This window comes from Kitasatospora sp. NPDC059673 (assembly GCF_042734215.1).
Lineage (GTDB): Bacteria > Actinomycetota > Actinomycetes > Streptomycetales > Streptomycetaceae > Kitasatospora.
Map to the genome: position 1 here is coordinate 26,727 of NZ_JBHWEN010000009.1, position 20,953 is coordinate 47,679.

At 74.3% G+C, this 20,953-nt stretch carries 16 protein-coding genes; 11 read left to right on the forward strand and 5 right to left on the reverse strand.

What is annotated here, in order from left to right; all coding sequences use genetic code 11:
• Window positions 1-23 precede the first annotated feature (23 nt).
• Together ACFV18_RS13050 and ACFV18_RS13055 are read right to left on the reverse strand one after the other, a co-directional pair.
• Window positions 24-830, reverse strand: a complete 807-nt coding sequence (locus tag ACFV18_RS13050; protein ID WP_380482399.1) for a hypothetical protein — start codon at window positions 828-830, stop codon at window positions 24-26.
• 182 nt (window positions 831-1,012) lie between these two features.
• Window positions 1,013-2,512: an MFS transporter gene (locus tag ACFV18_RS13055; RefSeq protein WP_380482401.1), complete on the reverse strand. Its 1,500-nt coding sequence runs from the start codon at window positions 2,510-2,512 to the stop codon at window positions 1,013-1,015.
• 202 nt (window positions 2,513-2,714) lie between these two features.
• Here ACFV18_RS13055 and ACFV18_RS13060 point away from each other — a divergent pair, with 202 nt between their 5' ends.
• The 5 genes from ACFV18_RS13060 to ACFV18_RS13080 all read left to right on the forward strand — a co-directional run bounded on the left by ACFV18_RS13060 (window position 2,715) and on the right by ACFV18_RS13080 (window position 6,279).
• Window positions 2,715-3,086 carry a YciI family protein gene (locus ACFV18_RS13060; protein ID WP_380482403.1) on the forward strand — a complete coding sequence of 124 codons (372 nt, stop codon included), beginning with the start codon at window positions 2,715-2,717 and terminating at the stop codon, window positions 3,084-3,086.
• Between the two features lie 404 nt (window positions 3,087-3,490).
• Window positions 3,491-3,673 carry a hypothetical protein gene (locus tag ACFV18_RS13065; RefSeq protein WP_380482404.1) on the forward strand — a complete coding sequence of 61 codons (183 nt, stop codon included), beginning with the start codon at window positions 3,491-3,493 and terminating at the stop codon, window positions 3,671-3,673.
• 58 nt (window positions 3,674-3,731) lie between these two features.
• Window positions 3,732-4,406 carry a hypothetical protein gene (locus ACFV18_RS13070; protein ID WP_380482405.1) on the forward strand — a complete coding sequence of 225 codons (675 nt, stop codon included), beginning with the start codon at window positions 3,732-3,734 and terminating at the stop codon, window positions 4,404-4,406.
• Window positions 4,403-5,314 carry a DUF6895 family protein gene (locus tag ACFV18_RS13075; RefSeq protein WP_380482407.1) on the forward strand — a complete coding sequence of 304 codons (912 nt, stop codon included), beginning with the start codon at window positions 4,403-4,405 and terminating at the stop codon, window positions 5,312-5,314. The genes ACFV18_RS13070 and ACFV18_RS13075 overlap by 4 nt, the downstream gene beginning before the upstream one ends.
• Complete coding sequence (locus ACFV18_RS13080; RefSeq protein ID WP_380482408.1) at window positions 5,311-6,279, forward strand: serine hydrolase domain-containing protein; 969 nt, start codon at window positions 5,311-5,313, stop codon at window positions 6,277-6,279. Before ACFV18_RS13075 ends, ACFV18_RS13080 begins: the two co-directional genes overlap by 4 nt.
• A gap of 203 nt (window positions 6,280-6,482) precedes the next feature.
• Here the strand turns inward: ACFV18_RS13080 and ACFV18_RS13085 are convergent, their stop codons facing one another.
• Complete coding sequence (locus tag ACFV18_RS13085; protein WP_380482410.1) at window positions 6,483-6,917, reverse strand: RidA family protein; 435 nt, start codon at window positions 6,915-6,917, stop codon at window positions 6,483-6,485.
• Window positions 6,918-7,075: 158 nt separating this feature from the next.
• Here ACFV18_RS13085 and ACFV18_RS13090 point away from each other — a divergent pair, with 158 nt between their 5' ends.
• The 6 genes from ACFV18_RS13090 to ACFV18_RS13115 all read left to right on the forward strand — a co-directional run bounded on the left by ACFV18_RS13090 (window position 7,076) and on the right by ACFV18_RS13115 (window position 14,376).
• Complete coding sequence (locus ACFV18_RS13090) at window positions 7,076-7,882, forward strand: fumarylacetoacetate hydrolase family protein (protein WP_380482412.1); 807 nt, start codon at window positions 7,076-7,078, stop codon at window positions 7,880-7,882.
• 103 nt (window positions 7,883-7,985) lie between these two features.
• A complete protein-coding gene (locus ACFV18_RS13095) occupies window positions 7,986-8,489 on the forward strand; it encodes a cupin (protein ID WP_380482414.1) in 504 nt (167 codons plus the stop codon).
• On the forward strand, window positions 8,489-9,415 hold the full coding sequence (locus tag ACFV18_RS13100) for an acyl-CoA thioesterase (protein WP_380482416.1): 927 nt from the start codon (window positions 8,489-8,491) through the stop codon (window positions 9,413-9,415). The genes ACFV18_RS13095 and ACFV18_RS13100 overlap by 1 nt, the downstream gene beginning before the upstream one ends.
• Window positions 9,412-11,052: an AMP-binding protein gene (locus ACFV18_RS13105; RefSeq protein ID WP_380482418.1), complete on the forward strand. Its 1,641-nt coding sequence runs from the start codon at window positions 9,412-9,414 to the stop codon at window positions 11,050-11,052. The genes ACFV18_RS13100 and ACFV18_RS13105 overlap by 4 nt, the downstream gene beginning before the upstream one ends.
• Window positions 11,049-13,421, forward strand: a complete 2,373-nt coding sequence (locus ACFV18_RS13110; RefSeq protein ID WP_380482420.1) for a bifunctional salicylyl-CoA 5-hydroxylase/oxidoreductase — start codon at window positions 11,049-11,051, stop codon at window positions 13,419-13,421. Before ACFV18_RS13105 ends, ACFV18_RS13110 begins: the two co-directional genes overlap by 4 nt.
• Before the next feature lie 112 nt (window positions 13,422-13,533).
• Window positions 13,534-14,376 (forward strand): PaaX family transcriptional regulator C-terminal domain-containing protein, encoded by an 843-nt coding sequence (locus ACFV18_RS13115; RefSeq protein ID WP_380482422.1) that lies wholly within the window; start codon window positions 13,534-13,536, stop codon window positions 14,374-14,376.
• Here ACFV18_RS13115 and ACFV18_RS13120 read toward each other — a convergent pair.
• Complete coding sequence (locus ACFV18_RS13120) at window positions 14,361-16,244, reverse strand: hypothetical protein (protein WP_380482425.1); 1,884 nt, start codon at window positions 16,242-16,244, stop codon at window positions 14,361-14,363. The two genes, ACFV18_RS13115 and ACFV18_RS13120, sit on opposite strands and share 16 nt — an antisense overlap.
• Complete coding sequence (locus ACFV18_RS13125; RefSeq protein ID WP_380482427.1) at window positions 16,241-20,818, reverse strand: DUF5682 family protein; 4,578 nt, start codon at window positions 20,816-20,818, stop codon at window positions 16,241-16,243. The genes ACFV18_RS13120 and ACFV18_RS13125 overlap by 4 nt, the downstream gene beginning before the upstream one ends.
• Between the last annotated feature and the right edge of the window lie 135 nt (window positions 20,819-20,953).

Here is a 20,953-nt window from a genome sequence, read left to right on the forward strand (position 1 = left end):
CCCCGGAGCCGCGCTGGAGCAGGTCAGTCGATCTGCGGGAGTGCCGGGAAGCGGGCGGCCGCGGCCGCGCCCTGGGCAGGGGTCATCATGGTGCGGAAGGCGGGGTTTCCGGCCAGTTCGGCGGCGGCCTCCTCGGTGAGCGGGAGGATCCCGGGCAGGTTCGCCTTGCCGTCCCGGGCCAGGCAGCTGGCCATCTGCACGGTGACAGCGGTGCTGTCGGCGTGGCGGACCGTGACCACGGTGTTCTGGATGCAGTTGTCATCCGCGTGGGTGACTCGGACCTGCTGGCCGTACTTGTCCCGGTGGCAGCCGTCGCCGGTCGAGCACTTGGCGTCGGGGGACGCGGTGCCGACGAAGATCCGCATCATGCCCAGGCCCTCGTGGGTCCTGACGTTGACCTGGGCGACCGGGACGTCGGCGGCGTACTTGCCGTGCGCCTCGGCCGCGTTGTTCGCGGCGTATCCGCTCGTCTCCAGGCCGGCGGGCAGCGCGTCCAGCACCGTCGCGAGTACGGCCGCGCCGCTCACCCGGACCAGGGTGCCGGACGCCGCCGGCGACGGGGCCGAGGCCGGGCCCGCGGAGGCGGCCAGGGCGGGCGTGCCGCCTGCCGCCGGGCCGACCAGCCCGTTCCCGCCACCGGCGCCGTGCAGCTGACCACCGGCCAGCACGGCGACGGCCGTCATCGCCAGCGCCGCCCCGGTCACCTGCCCGACCGTCCGTACCCGGCGGGCGCGGCGGCCCTTCCTGGTCGCCTCCGCCACCATGCCACCCAAGGGGGGCGGCGTCAGCGCGGACAGCTCGTCACTCAGGTCCAAGCGGAAATCCTTCATCGCTGACTCACCTTCTGTCGTCATCTGCGCACGCCGGCCATGCGGACCCGCTCGAACGCGGCTCTGACCTCTACACGGGTGCACGGATGCGCGAGGTCACAGGAATCAGCCGCCGTTACCCGACCGTGACCCCGCCCTGCCCGTGACGGCCGGCCCCGCCCTCCGGCCGGATACCCCCGCCGCTACGCCCGGCTCACCTCCGCCTCCGGAGCCGCCACCGGAGCCGCAGGCCGGCGCATCGTCAGGACGAGGACGGTCAGCGCGGCGAAGATGACCGCCGCGGCGAGGCCGGTGACGTGGAGGGCGGTGGTGAACGCCTCGCGGGCGTGGTGCAGCAGGGTGGCGCCCTGGTCGGCGGGAAGGTGCCGCGCGGCCGCGACCGCGCCGGCCAGGGAGTCCGAGGTGCCGTCCATGCCGTGCCGGTAGACGAGGGCGGCCAGGACGCCGAGCAGGGCGAAGCCGAGCGAGCCGCCGAGGTAGTTGCCGGTCTCCGACATCGAGGCGGCAGAACCGGCCCGTTCCGGGGGGACGGAGCCGAGGACGATGCCGGTGCCGAGGGCGAACAGCGGGCCGGTGCCGAGGGCGAGGACGGTGATGCCGGTCATCGCCAGCGGCAGGGCGCGGTCTCCGTCTACGGCCGCCAGCAGCAGACCGCCGAGCGCGGAGCAGGCCAGGCCGCCGGCGATCGCGGTGGTCTGCTCCATGCGCCGGGCCAGGGCGGGTGCGGTCATCGTGCCGACGGCCACGCCGATGCCCATGGGGGCGAACAGCACCGCCGAGACGGCCGGGGAGTGGTCGAGCACGTTCTGCAAGTACTGGGTGACGAGCAGCCCGGTGCCCGCCATCGCCACGCCCGCCAGGACCAGCCCGACGAGGACCGCCGTGAACGGGCGGCTGCGCAGCAGGCGCAGGTCCAACAGCGGGGATTCGACCCGCAGTTGGCGGCGGACGAAGAGGAGTCCGAGCACCGCGCCGGCGACCAGCGCGAGGGCCGGCCAGGCGGACGCCCCGCCCGTGATGCCGTCCACGGCCAGCTGCTTGATGCCGTACACCAGCAGCATCATCGCCGTCAGCGACAGCCCGACGCCGGCCGGGTCCAGCCGGCCGGCCCGGTCGCTGCGGAACTCGGGGAGCAGGACCGGCCCGGCGATCAGCAGGAGCAGCATCGGCGGAACGGCGAGCAGGAACACCGATCCCCACCAGAAGTGCTGGAGCAGCACGCCCGCGAGCACCGGCCCGAGCGCGCCGCCGGCGAACTGGCCGGTCGCCCAGATCGCGACGGCCCGGCCGCGTTGCTGTGCGTCGGGGAACATGGTGGTGATCAGCGACAGGGTGGACGGGGCCAGAGTCGCGCCGGCGACGCCCAGCAGGGCCCGCGTGATGATCAGCATCAGCGGATCGACGGCGAAGGCGGCCACCACCGAGAGCACCGCGAACGCGGCCGCGCCGGTCAGCAGCAGGCGCCGGCGGCCGATCCGGTCGCCGAGGGTGCCCATGGTGATGACCAGTCCGGCCACCATGAGTCCGTAGCTGTCGCTGATCCACAGCTGCTGGACGTTGTCCGCCCCGAGGTCGGCGCTGAGCCGCGGCAGCGCCAGCAGCAGCGCGGTCACGTCCATCGCGACGATCAGGGTGGGCAGCATGAGCAGGGCCAGTCCCCACCGTGGCCGGTCGACTCGCATCTTTGAAAACTCCGGTTTCTCCGACTGTTCGAGACTGTTCTCGAGCTTGCGCCGGGTGGTCGGAGCGGACGGGCGGTTCTTGACATCCCCGCACCTCCCCGCGCGCAGAGAATTTCCCGCCCGAAAAATGTCAAGACCGCGGCGCCGGCTCCGACCACACCCCGAGGGCCCGGCCGGGCCCGCCAACGACGAGGAGTGCGAGATGAAGTTCCTGATCGGCCTGCACATCAACCCGGCGGTGCTGGACGCGCTGACCGACGAGGAGAAGGCGGGGCTGGGGGCCGGCCACGGCAGGTTCGTCCAGACGCTGAAGGACTCCGGCGAGCTGATCCTCACGCAGGCGCTGGTGGATCCGTCGCAGTCGGCCGTGGTGTCGGTGCGGGGCGGGCGGACGGTGGTGACGGAGGGTCCGTTCCTGGAGGCGAAGGAGTTCCTGGGCGGCTTCTACCTGGTGGACTGCGAGAACAAGGAGCGGGCGGTCGAGTTGGCGGCGCAGATCCCGGACGCCGCGATCGCGGGTCTGGGGGTGGAGGTGCGTCAGGTGATGTTCTCCGACGGAAACCTGGAGGCATGACGGCAACTGACGTCGAGGGCCTGCTGCGTGAGCTCGCGCCGCAGGCCCTCGGCACCTCGGTGCGCCGGTGGTCACGCTCAACCGTGCGATCGCCCTGGCCGGGGCCGAGGGCCCGTCGGCGGGCCGGCGCCGCCGGCGTCCCTGGACGGTGACGGGCGGCTGGCCGGCCATCACCGGCTGCTGCCGGTTCGGGCGCATCTTCACCTGGAGTCCCGGGCGGCCCGGGTGCGGGAGCGGCGGGGCGCTGACGGGCCGGGCCCGTGACATGAAGTCATGACCCTGACAACACGGCGGGCGGGCCGTCCCGGACTCCACATGCGTCGATCCCAGGGCCCACCTAGCGTGGGGGGAGGACATCGTCGATCCGACGATGACGTCCGTCCTTCCCCAAGGAGGCGTATCCGATGCTTGCCCAGACCGTGCTTGCTCCGCACCGGGCGACGACGCCCGAACTCGGCGCCGTGAAGGCCCTGATGACCGAGGACGAGTCGGCGGTCAGCGACGCGCCGCTGTACCGCCCGGAGGCCGTCGGCCTGCTCCTGCTCGCCCTGTTGCTCTCCCCGAAGGGTCCGAAGGAGAAGAAGTAGCACCGACCCGGCATCAGATCGGAAAACCCCGAAGAATCGGAAGAAAGCAGTAGATCCCATGCCGTTCGCCGAATCGCCCCAGCGGGAGTTCGCTGCCGCGACCGAGTGGGCGGCAGGCCGCACCCTCGACGCCCTCACCGGCGCCGGGGGCGCGGCTCTTCCCGCCCCCGCCGCGCCCGAGCCGCAGGCCCTGCTGGCGGGCGTCCGGGTGCTTGGCCCGGACGTCTTCGCCCCGTCCCTGCTCACCGGCGTCCCGACCCCGCCGGAGACCGCCGAGATCGCCGCCGAGGCTCTTCGGCTGTTCCCCTCCGACGAGTCGGGGATCCACGTCTGGCGCGACCGGGCCACCGCCGAACTCCTCTCCCTCGCCGGGTATCCCGTCCCGGCCCCGGCCCCGCCCCCGCCGCCCGACCCCGGCAAGGACGGCTGGCAGCGCTGGTCGGTGCGGATGGCGCAGGTGTCCTGCCTGGCGCTGCCGACCCTGGACGGCCCGATGCACGAGCGCGCCCGTGAGCACCCGCTCGCACTCGCCCGGGGCGCCGCCCGGGCCGTGCTGCGGCGCGACCACCGCACCGCCGCCCGCCTGGTCCGCTGGCTGGCCTGGCTGCACCGCACCGGCATCCCGTCCGCACTGGAACTCCCGCCACTGCTGCGGCAGTTGGCGCTGACCGGTGACGGCAGCGCGCGCAGTGCCCTCGACCTGGCCGTCGCCGAACACCTGGCCGCCGCATGAACCCGGCCGTGCTCGGCAACGCCCACCGGTTGGCCACCCGGTCCCTGGAGTGGCTGCACACCGCGCACGAGCAGGGCCTCGGCGTCCTGCCGCCCGACGAAGGGGCCGACCTCTCCGACCCCGACAACGCGTACAAGCCGATCGGCGAATGCGCCCTCGCCGCCTCCCTGGTCCTGCGCGAAACCGTCTCCGGGCCCACCGAACGGGAGCGCGCCCGGGTGCTGCTCGACTTCGGCTGGCAGCAGCTGCGCCAGGGCGACCTGCTGTACGAACGGCAGTTCCGGCACATGCTGCTCAGCGACCCGCTGGAGACGTACCTGCACTTCCACCGCGCCGGCTACCGGCACGCCGCGCTGGACGAACTACTGCACGGCCTCGACGGGCTGCGCGCGACCCACGCCGTGGAGACCATGCCGAACCGGCGCCTGGCCGTCGCCAACGCCCGCCACGTGATCGGACTGGAGAGCCGCCCCGACTGGAACGCGATCGCCGCCACGACCTGGCTGGGCGCCCGCCCCGAACCGTGGGCGATCGACTGGATGACCGGCTACAGCGTCACCCACACCGTCTTCCACCTCACCGACTGGGGCGCGCTGCCCGGCCGGCTGCCCGCGCCGCTGCGCGAGTACCTCGCGGCCTGGCTGCCGGTGTGGGCCGACATCTGGCAGGAGACCGGGCAGTGGGACCTGCTCGGCGAACTGCTGATCGTCGACGCCTGCCTGCCCGAGTCGGTCTGCGACCCGCAGAACTGGGAGCAACTCGCCGCCGCCCAGCGCGCGGACGGCCTGCTGCCGCGCGACCTGGACCCGGTGGACGAGGATCCGGCGCGCGCCTTCAAGGACCACGAACACACCGCGGTGGTCGGCGTGCTGGCCGGCACCCTCACCCTCGCCCGCGCGCTGCGGTGAACCCGCACCTCGCGGCACTCACCCGCACGGTGCCGCGCCACGCGGCCGTCGCCCTCGCCCTCGTCTCCCCCGACGAGGGCGAGCAACTGCTCTGCCACGGCCGGACGGACGGCCGCTCCGGCGGGCCGGTCACGCCGGACACCGGCTTCGAACTCGGCTCGGTCAGCAAGACGTTCACCGCCCTGCTGCTCGCCGAACTGGCCGCCCGCGGCGAGGTCGCTCCCGGGGACACCGTCACCGTCTCGGACACTCCCCTCACCCTCCTCCACCTCGCCACCCACACCTCCGGGCTCCCCCGCCTGCCGCCCGGCCTGCGGCGCTCGGCGCTGCCCGCCTGGTTCACCAACCCGTACGCGTCCTACTCGGTCGCGGAACTGGACCGGGCGATGACCCGAACTCGCCTGCGGCACAAGCCCGGTAGCCGGGTGCGCTACTCCAACTACGGCGTGGGGCTGCTCGGCCGCGTGCTTGCCGAACGGACCGGCCAGGAGTACCCGGCGCTGCTCGCCTCCCGGATCAGCGGGCCGCTCGGCCTCACCGGCACCGGCTGCGAGCCCGGCTCCGCCGTCGGACACCGCCACGGCCGCCCGCTGCCGCCCTGGCAGATCCCCGCTCTCCCGGGCGCGGGCGCTGTCCGCTCCACCGCCCGTGACCTGCTGCGCTACCTCACCGCCCACCTCGACCCGGCCACCGCCCCCGCCCCCGCTCTTGCCGCCGCGCTGCGCGACGTCCAGCGCCCCCGCCTGGTCAAACCCCGCTCCACGGACCGGATCTGCCTGGTCTGGAACCTGCACCCGACCCCCGACGGCGACGTCCTCTTCCACTCGGGCGGCACTCGCGGCTGCACCTCCTTCGTCGCCTTCTGCCCCGGTCGCGGCACGGCCCTGGCCGCGCTGACCAACGCCGGCCCCCGCCTCGACGGCCGCTTCATCCAGACCGGCTACCAGATCTTCCGGGCGCTCTGACCGCAGCCCGCAGCGCCGGCCTCTGCCTCGAAGCGGGAGCCGGCGACGGCAACGGGTGTCCGAGGGCGGCTGCTCCTGGATGAGAAACACCGGCGTCCTTTACCTCCGCCGTTCTGTGTATGGAGGAACCGTCACCTGCGGCGCCCCGCCGGTAAAGGGCCAGTCCCGTTCCGGGGTGCGGCCGTCAGTGATCGGGGCAGTGTTCAGGACGACGCGGGGCGGATCAGCCGCTCGTCGGGGATGACGGCGACGCCGAGGATCTCGATCACCGCCTCGGGCTGCCACAGCGCGGTGGTGCCGATGCCGGCCATCGCCGGGTAGACCGGCCCGGCGAGCTCGCGCCAGACCTCGCCGATCTGCTTGCCGTGCGCCTGGTAGTCGGGGATGTCGGTGAGGTAGAGCGTGATGCTCACCAAATCCTGCGGCTGCCCGCCGGCCTCGGCGAGCGTGGCGAGCAGGTTGCCGAAGGCCTGCCGGAACTGTTCGACGATCCCGCCGGGGACGATCCGCATGTCCCGGTCGAGGGCGGTCTGGCCGCCGAGGTGGAGGGTGTTGCCGCAGAGCGTGCCGTGTGAGTAGCCGCGGGGTTCGGGCAGCGACGCGGGGTTGACCGGGACGGGGGCCGAGTGGCTCGCCATGGAGGACTCCTGCGGGTCTGGTAACCGTCTGGTGCCGTCGGGTGTCGTCGGTGCGTCACCGTAGCAGCTATTGACAGCCTTGTGACGGTCGCAGAACCATTGAAACAACGCCCCCGTCCCAGGGCGGCGTGCGGCGGTGCCGAAGTGGAGGCAGCTCCATGCGTCTGGCAACGGTCACCCACCCCGGCGGAGGCACCAGCGCGGCCGTGGCCCGGGGAGAGGTCTGGCACGCGCTCCCGGCCCCCGATCTGTCGGTCTGGCTCCGCACCGGCGCGCCGCGGCAGCCCGGTGAGCCGATCCCCGGCGCCGTTCCCGTGCTGCCGCTGCCCGCGCCCGGCAAGGTGATCTGCTGCGGGCTGAACTACGCCGAGCACATCCGCGAGACGGGCCGGGAACTCCCGTCCCACCCCACGCTGTTCGCGAAGTTCGCCGACACCCTGACCGGTCCGCGAAGCGACCTGGTGCTGCCGCGCGGCCTCCAGGTGGACTGGGAGGCGGAGCTGGCGGTGGTGGTCGGCGCGACGCTGCGGCGCGCCGACCGGGCGGCGGCGCTGGCCGGCATCGCGGGGTACACGGTGGCGAACGACGTCTCGGTGCGGGACTGGCAGTACCGGACGCTCCAGTGGTTCCAGGGCAAGGCCTGGGACGCCTCCTGCCCGGTCGGCCCGGTCCTGGTCACCCCGGACGAGCTGGACCCGGCGGCCGGGCTGGAGGTGCTCTGCCGGGTCAACGGCGAGCGGGTGCAGCGCGACAGCACCAAAACGCTGGTCTTCGACGCCGCCGACCTGCTGGCCTACATCTCCGCCTTCACCGTGCTGCGCCCGGGCGACCTGGTCCTCACCGGAACGCCCGGCGGCGTCGGCGCGGCCCGCGACCCGCAGCGTTTCCTGGCCGACGGCGACGTACTGGAGACCTCGATCTCCGGCATCGGCACCCTGCGCAACACGGTGCGCTTCACCGATTGACCAGCGCGACCGGCGAGCCGCACCACCACCGCGCGCGGCAGAGCCGACGATCCATCAGAGCGAACTCTCTCGAACCGACCACCGCACCGACGAGGAGCTTCCCATGGACCCCACGCCCGGCAACTCCCCCGACTACAGCTCCTACCTGCTCGAAGGCGACAACTCGGGGTACGCCACCGAAAGCGGCCTGGTGGTCCCGGTGGTGACCAGGGCGGGCGACGAGCCCGCCGACACCGGGCAGTCGGCCGGCGCCACCCGGATCTCCGGCATCAGCATCCAGCACACCCCGGCCACCCGGCTGTGGTTCGGCAAGGTCGGCAACGAACCCGGCTACCGGTCGGTGCCGCACCACCACGGCGAGGCGGAGACCGGCGGCTGCGTGCTGTCCGGGCGGGGCCGGATCTACTTCGGCGCGAAGTTCGCCGACTACGTCGATCTCACCGAGGGCGACTGGGTGTTCGTCCCGCCGTTCATGCCGCACGTGGAGTGCAACCTCGATCGCAACCGCCCGCTGACCTGGATGACCACCCGCACCCCGGAGAACATCGTGGTCAACCTGCCCGAGGTGCCGGACGCGGAGCTGCCCGACTGGCTGGAGCGGCCCTGATGGCCGACACCACCTCGGAGTTCTTCGCCGCGGCCGTCACCCTGGAGCCCGCCCCGCCCGAGCACTTCGACCTCGCCTTCACCGCGGTGACCCAGCCCTGCCCGTGGCCGAAGGCGTACGGCGGCGACCTGGTCGCCCAGGCGGCGGCCGCGGCGATGCGCTCGGTCGGGGACGGCAAGGTGCTGCACTCGGTGCACTCGTACTTCATGCGCCCGGCCGAGATCGGCGAACCGGTGCGCCACGAGGTGGAGTTGCTGCGCGACGGCCGCGGCTACGCGACCCGGCAGGTGCGCGCCTACCAGCGGGGCAAGGCACTGTACGTGTGCCTGGCCAACTTCGCGGCGGGCGAGAGCGGCGGCAGCTTCGCCGCCGCGCTGCCCGAATGGGCCGCCGACGGCCTGCCCGGGCCGGAGGAACTGCCCAGCTCCGCCGAGTACTTGGCGCCGCACTCGGGCGGGACGATGACGGCGGCGTCCAAGGAGTACTGGTCGGCGGGGCGCAGCTTCGACCTGCGGCACGTGCCGGGCCCGGTGTACCTGGAGGTCGAGGGCGGGCGGGCGCCGCACCAGGCGGTGTGGGTGCGGCCGTTCGACGCGCTGCGGCCGGTGCAGGGGCTGAGCGACGCGCAGCGCGACGCGGCGGCGCTGGCGTACGTGTGCGACTACACGATCCTGGAGCCGGTGCTGCGGGTGCTGGGCCTGGGCTGGGCGTGGCCGGGGCTGGTGACGGCGAGCCTGGACCATGCGATGTGGTTCCACCGGGCGCCGCGCCCGGGGGTGCTGGACGGCTGGCTGCTGTACGCGCAGCAGGCGGTGGCGGCGGAGTCGGGCCGGGGTCTCGGGGAGGGACGGTTCTTCACGCCGGACGGGGTGCATCTGGCGACGGTGCTCCAGGAGGGCATGATCCGTGCGGGGGCCGGGAGATGACGGAGTCCGGGTTCCGTGACACCTTCGCGCGCGACCACCTGCCGCCGGTCGGGCAGTGGCCGGTGCTGGAGTTCACCACCGAGCTGCTGCACCACCCCGAACGCCTCAACGCGGCGGTGGAGTTGCTGGACCGTCAGGTGGCTGCGCTGGGCCCGGACCGGCCGGCGCTGCGCACGCCCGGCGGGGAGGTGTGGACGTACGGCGAGTTGCAGTTGCGTTCGGCGCAGGTGGCTCAGGTGCTGGCCGAGGACCTGGGGCTGGTGCCGGGCAACCGGGTGCTGCTGCGTTCGCCGAACAATCCGTGGGCAGTGGCGGCCTGGCTGGGTGTGCTGCGGGCGGGCGGGATCGCGGTGGCCACCATGGCGGCGTTGCGGGCGCGGGAGTTGGGGCCGATCGTCGCGAAGACCCGGCCGGTGGTGGCGCTGGTGGACCACCGCTTCCTGGACGAGGTGGGCGGCTTCCCGGGGCTCACGGTGGTGCCGGTCGGCGGCGACGGTCCCGAGGACCTGGTGCGGCGGGCCGCGGGCCGGGCGGGGCGGTTCGCGGCGGTGGACACGGCGGCGGACGATGTGGCGCTGTTCGGGCCGACCTCGGGGACCACGGGCGTCCCGAAGATCACCGTGCATTTCCACCGCGATCTGCTGTCGATCGACGACACCTTCGGGAAGTGCACGCTGCGGCTGCGCCCGGACGACCTGGTGGCCTGCACGGCGCCGCTGGCGTTCACCTTCGGGCTGGGCATGCTGGTGGTGTTCCCGCTGCGGGCGGGTGCGTGCGCGTTCCTGACCGAGTCGGCGACGCCGGCGGAGCTGGCCGCGCTGGTGGCCGAGCACGGGGTGACGGTGCTGGCGACGGCGCCGACCGCGTACCGGCAGATCGTCAAGTCGGGTATGGCGGGGCGGCTTTCGGGTCTGCGGTGCGCGGTGAGCGCGGGCGAGCACATCCCGTTGGAGGTGTGGGAGCGGCTGCGGGCGGAGACCGGTCTGCGGGTGGTGGACGGCATCGGGGCGACCGAGCTGCTGCACATCTTCATCTCGGCGGCCGGCGAGGAGATCCGTCCGGGTGCGACGGGCCGGCCGGTGCCGGGGTTCCGCGCCGCGGTGCTCGGGCCGGACGGTGAGGAGCTCGGCCCCGGCGAGGAGGGGCGGTTGGCGGTGATCGGCCCGGTCGGCTGCCGCTACCTGGACGACGAGCGGCAGGCCGACTACGTACTCAACGGCTGGAACGTCACCGGCGACACCTTCGTCCGCGACGAGGACGGGTACTTCTGGTACCGGGCACGCAACGACAACGTGATCATCTCGTCCGGTTACAACATCGCCGGGCCCGAGGTGGAGGCCGCGGTGGACACCCATCCGGACGTGGTGGAGTCGGCGGTGGTGGCCGCGCCGGATGCCGAACGCGGCTCGGTGGTCTGCGCGTTCGTGGTGCTGCGGCCGGGCGCGGCGGCGGACGCGGCAACGGCCCGGAGCATCCAGGAGCACGTGAAGCGGCAGCTCGCGCCGTACAAGTACCCGCGCGAGGTGCGGTTCGTCGAGGCGCTGCCGCGCAATCCGAGCGGCAAGCTCCAGCATTTCAGGCTCCGCCGGCTCGTTGAGGACTCGGCGGAGGGTGCGGCAGTGGAGGGCACGGCATGAGGATCGCGGTGGTCGGCGGCGGCCCGGGCGGGCTGTACTTCGCCTCGCTGATGAAGCAGTTGGACCCCTCGCACCGGGTGACGGTGTGGGAGCGCAACGCCCCCGAGGACACCTTCGGCTTCGGCGTGGTGTTCTCCGACGAGACGCTGACCGGCATCGAGGGCGCGGACGAGGTGGTGCACGCCGCGATGGAGCGCGGCTTCGCCCGCTGGACGGACATCGACGTCGACTTCCACGGCCACCGCTTCACCGTCGGCGGGCAGGGTTTCGCCGCGATGGGCCGCAAGGAGCTGCTGGAGATCCTCCAGCGGCGCGCCGCCGAACTCGGCGTGCGCGTCCACTACCGCACCCCCGCGCCGGGCGTCGAGGAGCTGCGGGCCGGGCACGACCTGGTGCTGGCGGCGGACGGGGTGCACTCCGCCGTCCGGGCCTCGCTCGCGGAGGCGTTCCGCCCGTCGCTGGACCGCCGGCACAACAAGTACATCTGGCTCGGCACCGACCTGGTCTTCGAGGCGTTCCAGTTCTTCGTCAAGCAGACGCCGTGGGGCACCATGCAGATCCACGGCTACCCGTACTCGGCGACGGGTTCGACGTTCATCGTGGAGATGCACGAGGAGGTGTGGCGGCGGGCCGGTTTCGACCGCACCGCCGGGCGGGAGTTCGGGCCGGGCGAGTCCGACGAGTACGCGGTCTCCCGGATCGCCGAGATCTTCGCCGAGGAGCTGAAGGGCCACCGGGTCCGCACCAACAACTCGCGCTGGCTGAACTTCACCACGGTGCGCAACGAGCGCTGGTACGAGGGCAACGTGGTGCTGCTCGGCGACGCGGCGCACACCGCGCACTTCTCGATCGGCTCCGGCACCAAGCTCGCCATGGAGGACGCGCTGGCACTGGCGGCGTGCCTGCACGAGCGGCCGACGATCCCCGAAGCGCTGGCCGCGTACCAGGAGGAGCGCCGGCCGGTGGTCGAGTCGACGCAGCGGGCCGCGCAGGCCTCGCTGGAGTGGTTCGAGAACATCGGCATGTACGCCGGGCAGGCGCCGACCCAGTTCGTCTTCAACCTGCTGACCCGCTCGCGCCGGATCACCTTCGAGAACCTGAAGGAGCGCGACGCGGAGTTCGCCGCCCTGGTGGAGGGCGACTTCGCCCGGCAGCAGGGGCTGGCGCAGGCACCGGCCATGTTCCAGCCCGTGCGGATCGGCCAGTTGGAGCTGAGCAACCGCGTCATCGTCTCGCCGATGGACATGTACTCCGCGGTGGACGGCGTGCCCGGGGACTTCCACCTGGTGCACCTGGGCTCGAAGGCGCTGGGCGGCGCGGGCCTGGTGATGAGCGAAATGGTCTGCGTCTCCCCCGAGGGCCGGATCACCCCCGGCTGCGCGGGCCTGTGGAACGACGGGCAGCGCGACGCCTGGCAACACGTCACCGCCTTCGTGCACGAGCACAGTTCGGCGCGGATCGGCCTCCAGCTGGGCCACTCCGGCCGCAAGGGCTCGACCCGGCTGATGTGGGAGGGCATCGACGAGCCGCTCCCGGACGGCAACTGGGAGGTGATCGGTCCGTCCGCGCTGCCGTACGGGCCCGGCTGCCAGGTGCCGCGCGAGGCGACCCGGGCCGATCTGGACCGGGTGGTCGCCGACTTCGAGTCCGCCGCCCGGCGCGGGGTGGCCGCCGGCTTCGACCTGATCGAGGTGCACGCCGCGCACGGCTACCTGCTGTCCTCCTTCCTCTCCCCCGTCGCCAACCGCCGCACCGACGCGTACGGCGGCAGCCTGGCGAAGCGGCTGCGTTTCCCGCTGGAGGTGTTCGACGCCGTCCGGCGGGCGGTGCCGGAACGGATCCCGGTGACGGTGCGCATCTCGGCGAGCGACTGGCTGCCGGACGGCACCACCGAGGAGGACGCGGTGGAGATCGCCCGGGCCTTCGTCGAACACGGCGCGGCCGCGATCGACGTCTCCTCCGGGCAGGTCGCCAAGCACGAGAAACCGGCCTACGGACGCTCCTACCAGACGCCGTTCGCCGACCGGATCCGCCACCGGGTGGCCGCCCCGGCGGGGGTGCGGGTGATCGCGGTGGGCGCGATCTCCTCCTGGGACGACGTCAACTCGATCCTGCTGGCCGGGCGCGCCGACCTGTGCGCGCTGGGCCGCACCCACCTGTACGACCCGCAGTGGATGCTGCACGCGGCGGCCGAACAGGACTACCGGGGCACGGGCGCCGAGTGGCCGGTGCAGTGGCGGGCCGGGCGCCGCCGACCGCCCACCGCCCGCACCGACCGCGTCCCGCCCCGGCTGTCCCTGCTGCGCGACGGCGCCCCCGCGACGGTGCACCTGCGGTGGACGCCGGACCGGGTCGGGGCGCCCGCGTGAACGCCCGGGCCGGGGCGGGCGCCCGCGTGAACGCCCGGGCCGGGGCAGGTGCTGGCGTGAGGGCACGGGCTGCGGTCCGATCATCGGTGCGGCGTCCGCCATACTCACTGGGATGAGCGAGACGCAGGACGCCCGGCCCACCGCGGCGCGCCGTTCCCGGACCGTGCTGGTGACCTTCCTCGGCGCCGTCGTCCGCAAGCTGGGCAACTGGATGCCGATCGCCGGCACCGTCGAACTGCTCACCCAGGCCGGCCTGGACGCCTCCAGCGTCCGCACCGCCGTCTTCCGGCTCAAGCAGCGCGGTTGGCTGGAGGCGCAGACCCGCTCGGGCGTGCGCGGGTACGCGCTGACGCCCGCCGCGCTGGAGGCGCTGGCCGCCGGCGACGAGGTGATCTGGCACGCCCGGCAGCCCGCCGACCTGGCGGACGGCTGGTGCCTGGTCAACTTCTCGGTGCCGGAGTCCGCCCGGGCCAGGCGTCACCAGCTGACCGCGCACCTGGCGGCGCTCGGCTTCGGCAACATCGGCGCGGCGGTGTGGATCGCCCCCGCCCGGATGCTGCCCGCCGCCGGGCGGGCGATCGAGGAACTCGGCCTGACCGACCAGTGCGCCCTGTTCACCGGCGACCACGTCGGCGGGCAGGACCTGGCCGCGATGGTCCGCAAGGGCTGGGACCTGGACGAGATCGACCGCCGCTACCGGGAGTTCCTCACCGCCCGCACCACCGAGGCCGACCGGCTGTCCGCCGCCGCCTTCGTGGACGGCCGGGACGCCTTCGTCGGCTACCTGTCGGTGGTCGACGACTGGCGCAAACTCCCGTTCCGCGACCCGGGCCTGCCCCCGCAGGTGCTGCCCGCCGACTGGTCCGGCCCCGCCGCCGTCCACCTCTTCGAACGCCTGGTCACCGCACTGGAGGGCCGCGCCCTGGCCCACGCCGCGCCCTACTGGAGACCGTAGGGCGCCCAGGCGGCGGCACACAGGGCGGTGACGAGTTCCTCCTGGTAGCGGGCGGCGGCGAGCCAGGCCGTGGCGAAGCCGAGGTGGTCGGTGATGTGCAGGCGGCCGAAGACGTCGCGATCCCGGTCCGCCGCGGCCGCGTGGAGCGCGGCGAGCAACTGTTCGCCCGTGCCGAGACCCGCCGACCGCAGCCCGCGCCCTTCGGCGGCGGCCCGGTCGGAGCGTCCGGCCAGCGCCCGGCGGCCGCCGGTGACGGCCTGTTCGAGCGGGCGGGTCAGCAGGTGGAACGGCGGCTGCGGAGGAAAGACCGCCGCAGGCGGCATTTCGGTGCCACCCGGCGGCAGGTCGGCGTACTGGAGGCGTTCCAGGCCCAGGCTGACGCGGTTGCGGTACGCGGGCGGCAGGGTGAGCGCCGGATCGGGCCGCCCCGGGGCCGGTGCGGCGGCCAGCAGACGCAGGCGCGGGTGGGTGGCACGCTCCAGCCGGCCGACCACGCGCAGCGGCAGGCCCGGTGCGGACGCGAGCGCCACGAGGTTGGCGGCGAACGCGAGCCGCGGGTGGTCCTGGGCGGGGAGCAACGCCACCGTCAACTCCCCGCATCGGGCGAGCAGTTGAGGGGCGGCCGACCCGGAAACGGCTCCGGGAACGGCTCCGGGCCCGAGCACGGTGACGTCGAGGAACAGCAGGTCCGATCCGGCGGGTCGCCGGTCGTGCGGGATGCGCCCGGCCGTCAGGGCGCGTTCGATCTGGGCGGGCACCGGTTCCGCCCAGAGCCGGGCGACGGGCTCCTCGTCCCAGTCGGCCCCGGCGGCGCGCACGGCCCGGACCTGCGCGCCCGCGCCGAGCCGCCCGGAGTCGGTCCGGGTGGCGCCCTGGACGGTCAGCCCGGCTCGGGCGAGGTCGCGGTGCGACAAGGTCGCGTCACCGAGCCGGACCGGCCGTCCGGCCGCCGCCCCGGCGAGCCGCGCGGCCTCGGCCGGATCGGCGTGCGGGGTGATGTCGGAGACCGTGGAGAGCCTCCCGGCCGCGTCCACCACCCAGACCGTGACACCGGCGTGGGTGGCCGACACCACCGGTTCGGCGAACAGCCCGTACAGGCGGAGCGCGCCGACCTCCCGGTAGGCCTGCCGGGGTGTTCCCCGCAACTCCCGGGGCGTGAACACCGTGGTGGCGCCGAGCAGTTCGCGATGGGCGGCCACCAGGTCGGCGAGCCGGTGGTCGGGCTCAGCGGCGCGAGCGGCCCGCAGCCGGGTGACCACGGTGGTGGCCAGCGCGGCCGGCCGGTGCAGGCCGAGCAGCCGGGCCCGGTGGGCGGCACGCAGCAGTTCCGCCTGCAGGATGCCGCCGGCGCCGCTGACGCCGGCGGCCAGGGCCTCGGACGCGATCCGGCGCAGACGGTCGACGGCCTCGGCCTCGGCGGGGGTGAGCGGCTCCTCCGTCGGCCGGACGTCAACTCCGGTGCCCGGGGCGGGTTCCGGGCGCGTCGGCTCGTCGGCGGACGGCTCGTCGGCGGTGGGCTCATGGACGGACGGCTCATTTGCGGACGGCTCGTCGGCGGGCGGCTCGTCGTCGGTGGGCGCGGCCAGCGGGGCGACCGTGACGGCGGCGGCGCGGTGCAGACACCCGGGGGCGAGCAGGCACCCGCACCGGACGTCCTCGGCCGTGCGGACGGTACCGTCGGGGGCGTGCAGGACCAGCACGGTCTCCTCGTCGATCCGCAGGGTCCAGTCCTCGCCCGCCCGCTCGATCGGGCGGTCGGCGAGCTTGGCGGCCGCGCCGTCGAGCCGCTTCTGGAGCCGCGCCGACAGCGCCGACACCACCTGAGCGACCACCTCGGCGGCCACCGCGGGCCACGGGGTGCCTGTCATCGGATCCTCTCCCCCACCCAGCGGGCCAGTTCCAGCGGACTGAGCGCCGCCACCGGCATGCCCGCGGCGACGAGTTGTTCGGCGACGGCTTTGGAATACCGGGGTTTCCCGGTGTCGTCGAGTGCGGCGCAGCCCAGCAGGTGGCAGCCCGCGCCGACCAGCGCCCGGGTCTCGGTCAGCAGCCCGCCGAGCGGATGGCCCTCCTCGAAGTCGCTCACCACCGCGATCAGCGTGCGGGACGGCACGGTGACCAGCTCGCGGGCGTACCGCAGGCCCGCCGCGATGTGCGTCCCGCCGCCGACCCGGACCTCCAGGAGCAGTCCCAGCGGGTCGTCCACCCGTCCGCTCAGATCGACGACGTGGGTCGAGAAGGCCACGAAGTGCGCGGTCAGCGACGGAACGCCGGCCAGGATCGACGCGGTCAGCGCGGCCCAGACGGTGGAGGCCTCCATCGACCCGGACACGTCCACGACCAGGATCAGGCGCCAGTCGTTGGCCTGGGTCGCCCTGGTCCGGAAGACGGGCCGTTCGGGCACGATCAGGGTGCGGCCGTCCTCGCCGGGCCGGGCGGTGGCGAGGTTGGCCCGGATCGTCCGGTCGAGGTCGAGCGGGCCGCCACGACGGCGGCTGGACCGGGGCAGGGTGAGACCGGTCAGCGCCGGGCGCAGCGTGCTCGCGAGCTCCCGCGACAGTTCGTCCACCAGGCGCCGCACCAGCGGGCGCAGGGCGGCGAGGCGCGCTTCGGGCAGGCCGCCCGCGTGCTGAAGTACCGTGCGCAGCAGCTCGACCGAGGGGCGGACGGCCTCCGGGGCGAGCGCCTCCAGCACATCGGTACGGCCCTGCCCGGCCGCGGCGGCGAGGACCTCCTCACGGATGCCCGGCCCGAACAGGGCCACCAGTTCCTCGGACCACTCCCGCACCCCCGGGTACGGCGCTTCCCGGCCGCCGCGCCGACCACCGGTCGGGCCGGGGACGGAACCCTCGCCCCGGCCGGAGCCGTAGAGCTCGTCGAGCGCGGCGGCGAGGCGCGCGGTCCGCCCGCCCGGGCCCGAGCCGCTGCCCGGGCGTCCGAGCACCAGCCGCCAGCGGTCGGCGGGCGGGAGAGTCGTTCCGGGGGCGGAGCCGGGGGCGGAGCCCGGGGCGGACGGCGCGATCTCGGCCGGTTGGGCTGCGGGCTGGTCGGGCTGGTCGAGCCGGCCCTGCGCGTCCATCAACAGGCCGCTGGCTCGCAGGAGTTGACGCACCGCCCGATCAGCCCGGGCCCACGTCGCGAGGGTGGCCGGGTCGAGCTCGGTCGGCAGGGTGTCGACCCGTACGCCGAGGCGTTCCTCGACGACCGCGAGCAGCCGGTCCCGGGCGGCCGGGCTGAGCGTGTCGAACCCGCCGCGCAGGGCGGGCAGCCGGTCCAGGAAGGCCTCGTCGGACAGTTCGGTGACGCGTGCCAGCAGGGGTTCGAGCGCGGCCGGGGCAGCGGTGAGCAGCCCCTCGGCCGCGGTGAGCAGGCCACTGAGGGAACGGCTGAGCGCGGCCCGGCCGGCCGGCGCGGTGGCGGCGTCCACCCACGAGGCGACCCGGCCACCGAACTCGGCGGCCTCCTGGTGGCCGAGCAGCACCCGGGTCGCACCGGCCGCGCCACGGATCAGCGGCGAACCGTCGTCGGCGAGGCGGCGGAGCGTGTGGCCGAGCCTGCTGCCACCGTCGGGGTCGGCCCGGCGGGCGAACTCCACCAGGGCGCGGGCGTCGGCGAAGTCGTCGGAGCCCACCAGCCCTTCGAGCCCTCGGACGGCGGCGGCGGTGAGCAACTCGGCGGCCTCGGCGGCCGGGCTGAGCAACGGCGCGACGGCCTCGCGGCCGGCCAGGTGCCCGGCGGCGAACCGGTCGAGCAGCGCGAGCCCGTCGAGCAGTTCGGCCAGGGACGCCACCGCCGGTACCTCCTCGGCGAGTTGGCCGAGCCGGGCGGCAGTCAGCGCGGGCAGGGCGCACCCGGCGGCGGCAGCGAGGCCGTCGATGGTCTGCCGGGCGGTCGAACCGCCCGCCTCCCGTTCGCGTCGCAGCCGTTCGCGCAAGGTCCCGTCGGCGGCCTGAGCCGGCGTCACCCCGCGCCTGCCCGCGACAGTGAGCATGGCGGCGACGGCCGGCGTCCACTGCACCCGCCAGCGCGACCCGAGCGCGTCGGCGCCACCGGCACCGGTCACGGCGACGGGTTCGCCGTAGGGCACGCCGCACACCTCCAGGCGACGCAGCAACAGTTCGCGGCGGGCGTCAAGCGGCGAGCGGTGCGGGTCGAGCCGGAGGTCGCGCGCGGACGGCTCCGCCACGTCGGGCAGACCCAACTCGGCGAGCAGCCCCTCGACAGCCGGACCGAGACCGCTGCGGGGCGCGGCCGGGGTCGGACGACCGGTCCGCGTCCCGACCAGCACCTCTTCGAGCGCCCGCGCCACGGCCCGCCCCCGCCCGAGCGGCTCCCCCTGCGCCAACACACTCTGCACCGCCTCGATCAACTCCCCCCGCCCCGCCGCCGGCAACCCCCGCAACCGCGCCAGATCCCCGGCCACCCGCACAATCTCCCGCCCATCCGCAGGCCCTGCGGGATGCCCCAGCCCACGCAGCGCGTCACAAATCCGCACCACGGTACGGGTGAGCTCCGCAGCAAGCCTGTCCGGGTCTCCGGCGGCAGTCAGCACGGTGTGCTGCCACTCCGGGTCACGGATACCGGCGGGATAGCCGGACCGGGCGTCGAGCAGGGCGTAGGTGTAGGGGACGAGGGAAACGACATACGACTCCGGCCCGCCGGGTGACACGGGTACAACCCCCGACGGCGGGACGGTCTCCGGCCCCGACACGGCCGCGACGCCCTTCGCCGGGACGGTCACCGCGAGCGCTGCCGTCAAAGACCCCGCGCCCCCCGACGCCGGTACAGCTGCCGAAGGCGAGGCGGTCACCGAAGGCCTGGCAGCCCCCACCGGCGGGGCAGTCAACGACGGCAAGGCGGTCATCGACGCCGGAACGGCTGGCGTCGGTGGGGCAGTCACCAACCCCGGCGTGGTCGCTGACGCCGGAACAGCCTCCAACGGCGAGACGGCCGTCGAGGCCGAAACGGCAGACGCCAACGAATCGGTCGCCAACCCCGGCGTGGTCGTTGCCTCCGGGCCGGCCGCCATCGGCGGGACACCTTCCGCCAGCGGGGCAACCGCCACCGGCGCGACGCTCACCGAAAGGGCCGGGGCAGCCGCCGAAGGCGGGACAATCTCCGGCCCCGACACGGCCGCGACGTCCTGCGGCGGGGCAGTCACCACAGGCGCTGCCGTCGGCGACACCGAGGAAACCGTCGAAGACCCCGCGCCCACTGCCCCCGGAACAGCTACCGAAGGCAAGGCGGTCACCGAAGGCCTGGCAGCCTCCACCGGCGGAGCAGTCAATGACGGCAAGGCGGTCATCGACGCCGGAACGGCCGGCGCCGGTAGGCCAGTCGCCAACCCCAGCACGGTCGCTGACGCCGGGCCAGCCACCATCGGCGGGACACCTTCCGCCAGCGGGGCAACCGCCACCGGCGCAACGCTCACCGAAAGAGCCGGGGCAGCCCCCGAAGGCGGGACGATCTCCGACTCCGACACGACCGGCAACTGGCCGGCCGCAGGCAGCAGATCAACATCCGCCGGTGGCGGGACACTTGCCACCCGGTCGTCGTGAAGCAGCGCCGGTGCATGGAAGGCACCGATGACTGCGGCGACCCGGCGGCCTCCCTCCCCGGCTGCGTGGATGCGTGCGCGCATCCAGGCTTCGCGGTGGAGGTCGAGCGGGTCGACGGTGCGGGCGTCCTCGCGCAGGGCCCAGCCGACCAGGAGGGCGGCGCGGCGGACTTCTTCCGGGGTGCAGCCTGGGGCGGGGGCCTCGACGAGGCGGTCCCACAGGTCTTCGTCGGGGCGTCCGGTCAGTCGGCGGCGGAGGGCGTCGGTGAGGCCCGCGGCGCGGTCTGGGTCGCTGTCGCGGGTTTCGGCGGCGCGGTGGGCCAACGGCAGGTCGCAGGCGACGGCAGGCACACCGTTGCGGGCGGCCCAGCGGAGGGCGGTCAGCTCCGGGGAGAAGTCTGCGAACGGGTAGAACGCCGGGCCGGAACCTTCCTCGGCGGTTGCGGCGGCGAGGGCCACCGGCGCCTGGGTTCGCTCGTCCGCGAGGAGGCCGAGCCACGGCTGGAACTCCTCGGGCAGTTCGACGAACAGCACGTCGGGCCGCGCCGCGTCAAGCAGGGCGGGCAGCACGGCCGCGATCGACGGGGCGTGGTGGCGAACGCCGATCAGGTAGGGGCCGGGGCCGTCCGCACCCGAACCGGCAAGCTGGGCCAGGGCCTCGGCCGGGGACGCCCCGAACTCGCTGTCGGCAGCCACGGCAGCGGCCGACCGCCCGGAACGGTCCTCATCGGAACGGGCGAGCCTCGCCGCAGGCCCCTCGAACGCAACGTCAGCAACCGCAACAGCGGCCCACGGCCCGGAGCGGGCAAGCCCGGACGACGAGGCACTCGTGGCTGACAAGGCGCCATGGCAAACATCGATCAAGTTCAGCCCACCGCCGTCCATCTCCGCACGGACAAGCCCCGCCGGCGAGGCACTCGCGGGCGGGCGGAGTCCTACGGCCTGGGCCGACGAAGCTCCATGGCGAACATCAATCAGGTCCAGCCCAGCGCCGTCCATCTCCGCACGGGCAAGCCCCGC

Coding starts and splice junctions, on each gene's coding strand:
- ACFV18_RS13050 (WP_380482399.1), bottom strand. CDS start 830: ATGAAGGATTTCCGCTTGGACCTGAGTGACGAGCTGTCCGCGCTGACG.
- ACFV18_RS13055 (WP_380482401.1), bottom strand. CDS start 2,512: ATGCGAGTCGACCGGCCACGGTGGGGACTGGCCCTGCTCATGCTGCCC.
- ACFV18_RS13060 (WP_380482403.1), top strand. CDS start 2,715: ATGAAGTTCCTGATCGGCCTGCACATCAACCCGGCGGTGCTGGACGCG.
- ACFV18_RS13065 (WP_380482404.1), top strand. CDS start 3,491: ATGCTTGCCCAGACCGTGCTTGCTCCGCACCGGGCGACGACGCCCGAA.
- ACFV18_RS13070 (WP_380482405.1), top strand. CDS start 3,732: ATGCCGTTCGCCGAATCGCCCCAGCGGGAGTTCGCTGCCGCGACCGAG.
- ACFV18_RS13075 (WP_380482407.1), top strand. CDS start 4,403: ATGAACCCGGCCGTGCTCGGCAACGCCCACCGGTTGGCCACCCGGTCC.
- ACFV18_RS13085 (WP_380482410.1), bottom strand. CDS start 6,917: ATGGCGAGCCACTCGGCCCCCGTCCCGGTCAACCCCGCGTCGCTGCCC.
- ACFV18_RS13090 (WP_380482412.1), top strand. CDS start 7,076: ATGCGTCTGGCAACGGTCACCCACCCCGGCGGAGGCACCAGCGCGGCC.
- ACFV18_RS13095 (WP_380482414.1), top strand. CDS start 7,986: ATGGACCCCACGCCCGGCAACTCCCCCGACTACAGCTCCTACCTGCTC.
- ACFV18_RS13100 (WP_380482416.1), top strand. CDS start 8,489: ATGGCCGACACCACCTCGGAGTTCTTCGCCGCGGCCGTCACCCTGGAG.
- ACFV18_RS13105 (WP_380482418.1), top strand. CDS start 9,412: ATGACGGAGTCCGGGTTCCGTGACACCTTCGCGCGCGACCACCTGCCG.
- ACFV18_RS13110 (WP_380482420.1), top strand. CDS start 11,049: ATGAGGATCGCGGTGGTCGGCGGCGGCCCGGGCGGGCTGTACTTCGCC.
- ACFV18_RS13115 (WP_380482422.1), top strand. CDS start 13,534: ATGAGCGAGACGCAGGACGCCCGGCCCACCGCGGCGCGCCGTTCCCGG.
- ACFV18_RS13120 (WP_380482425.1), bottom strand. CDS start 16,244: ATGACAGGCACCCCGTGGCCCGCGGTGGCCGCCGAGGTGGTCGCTCAG.
- ACFV18_RS13125 (WP_380482427.1), bottom strand. CDS start 20,818: ATGGACGGCGGTGGGCTGAACTTGATCGATGTTTGCCATGGCGCCTTG.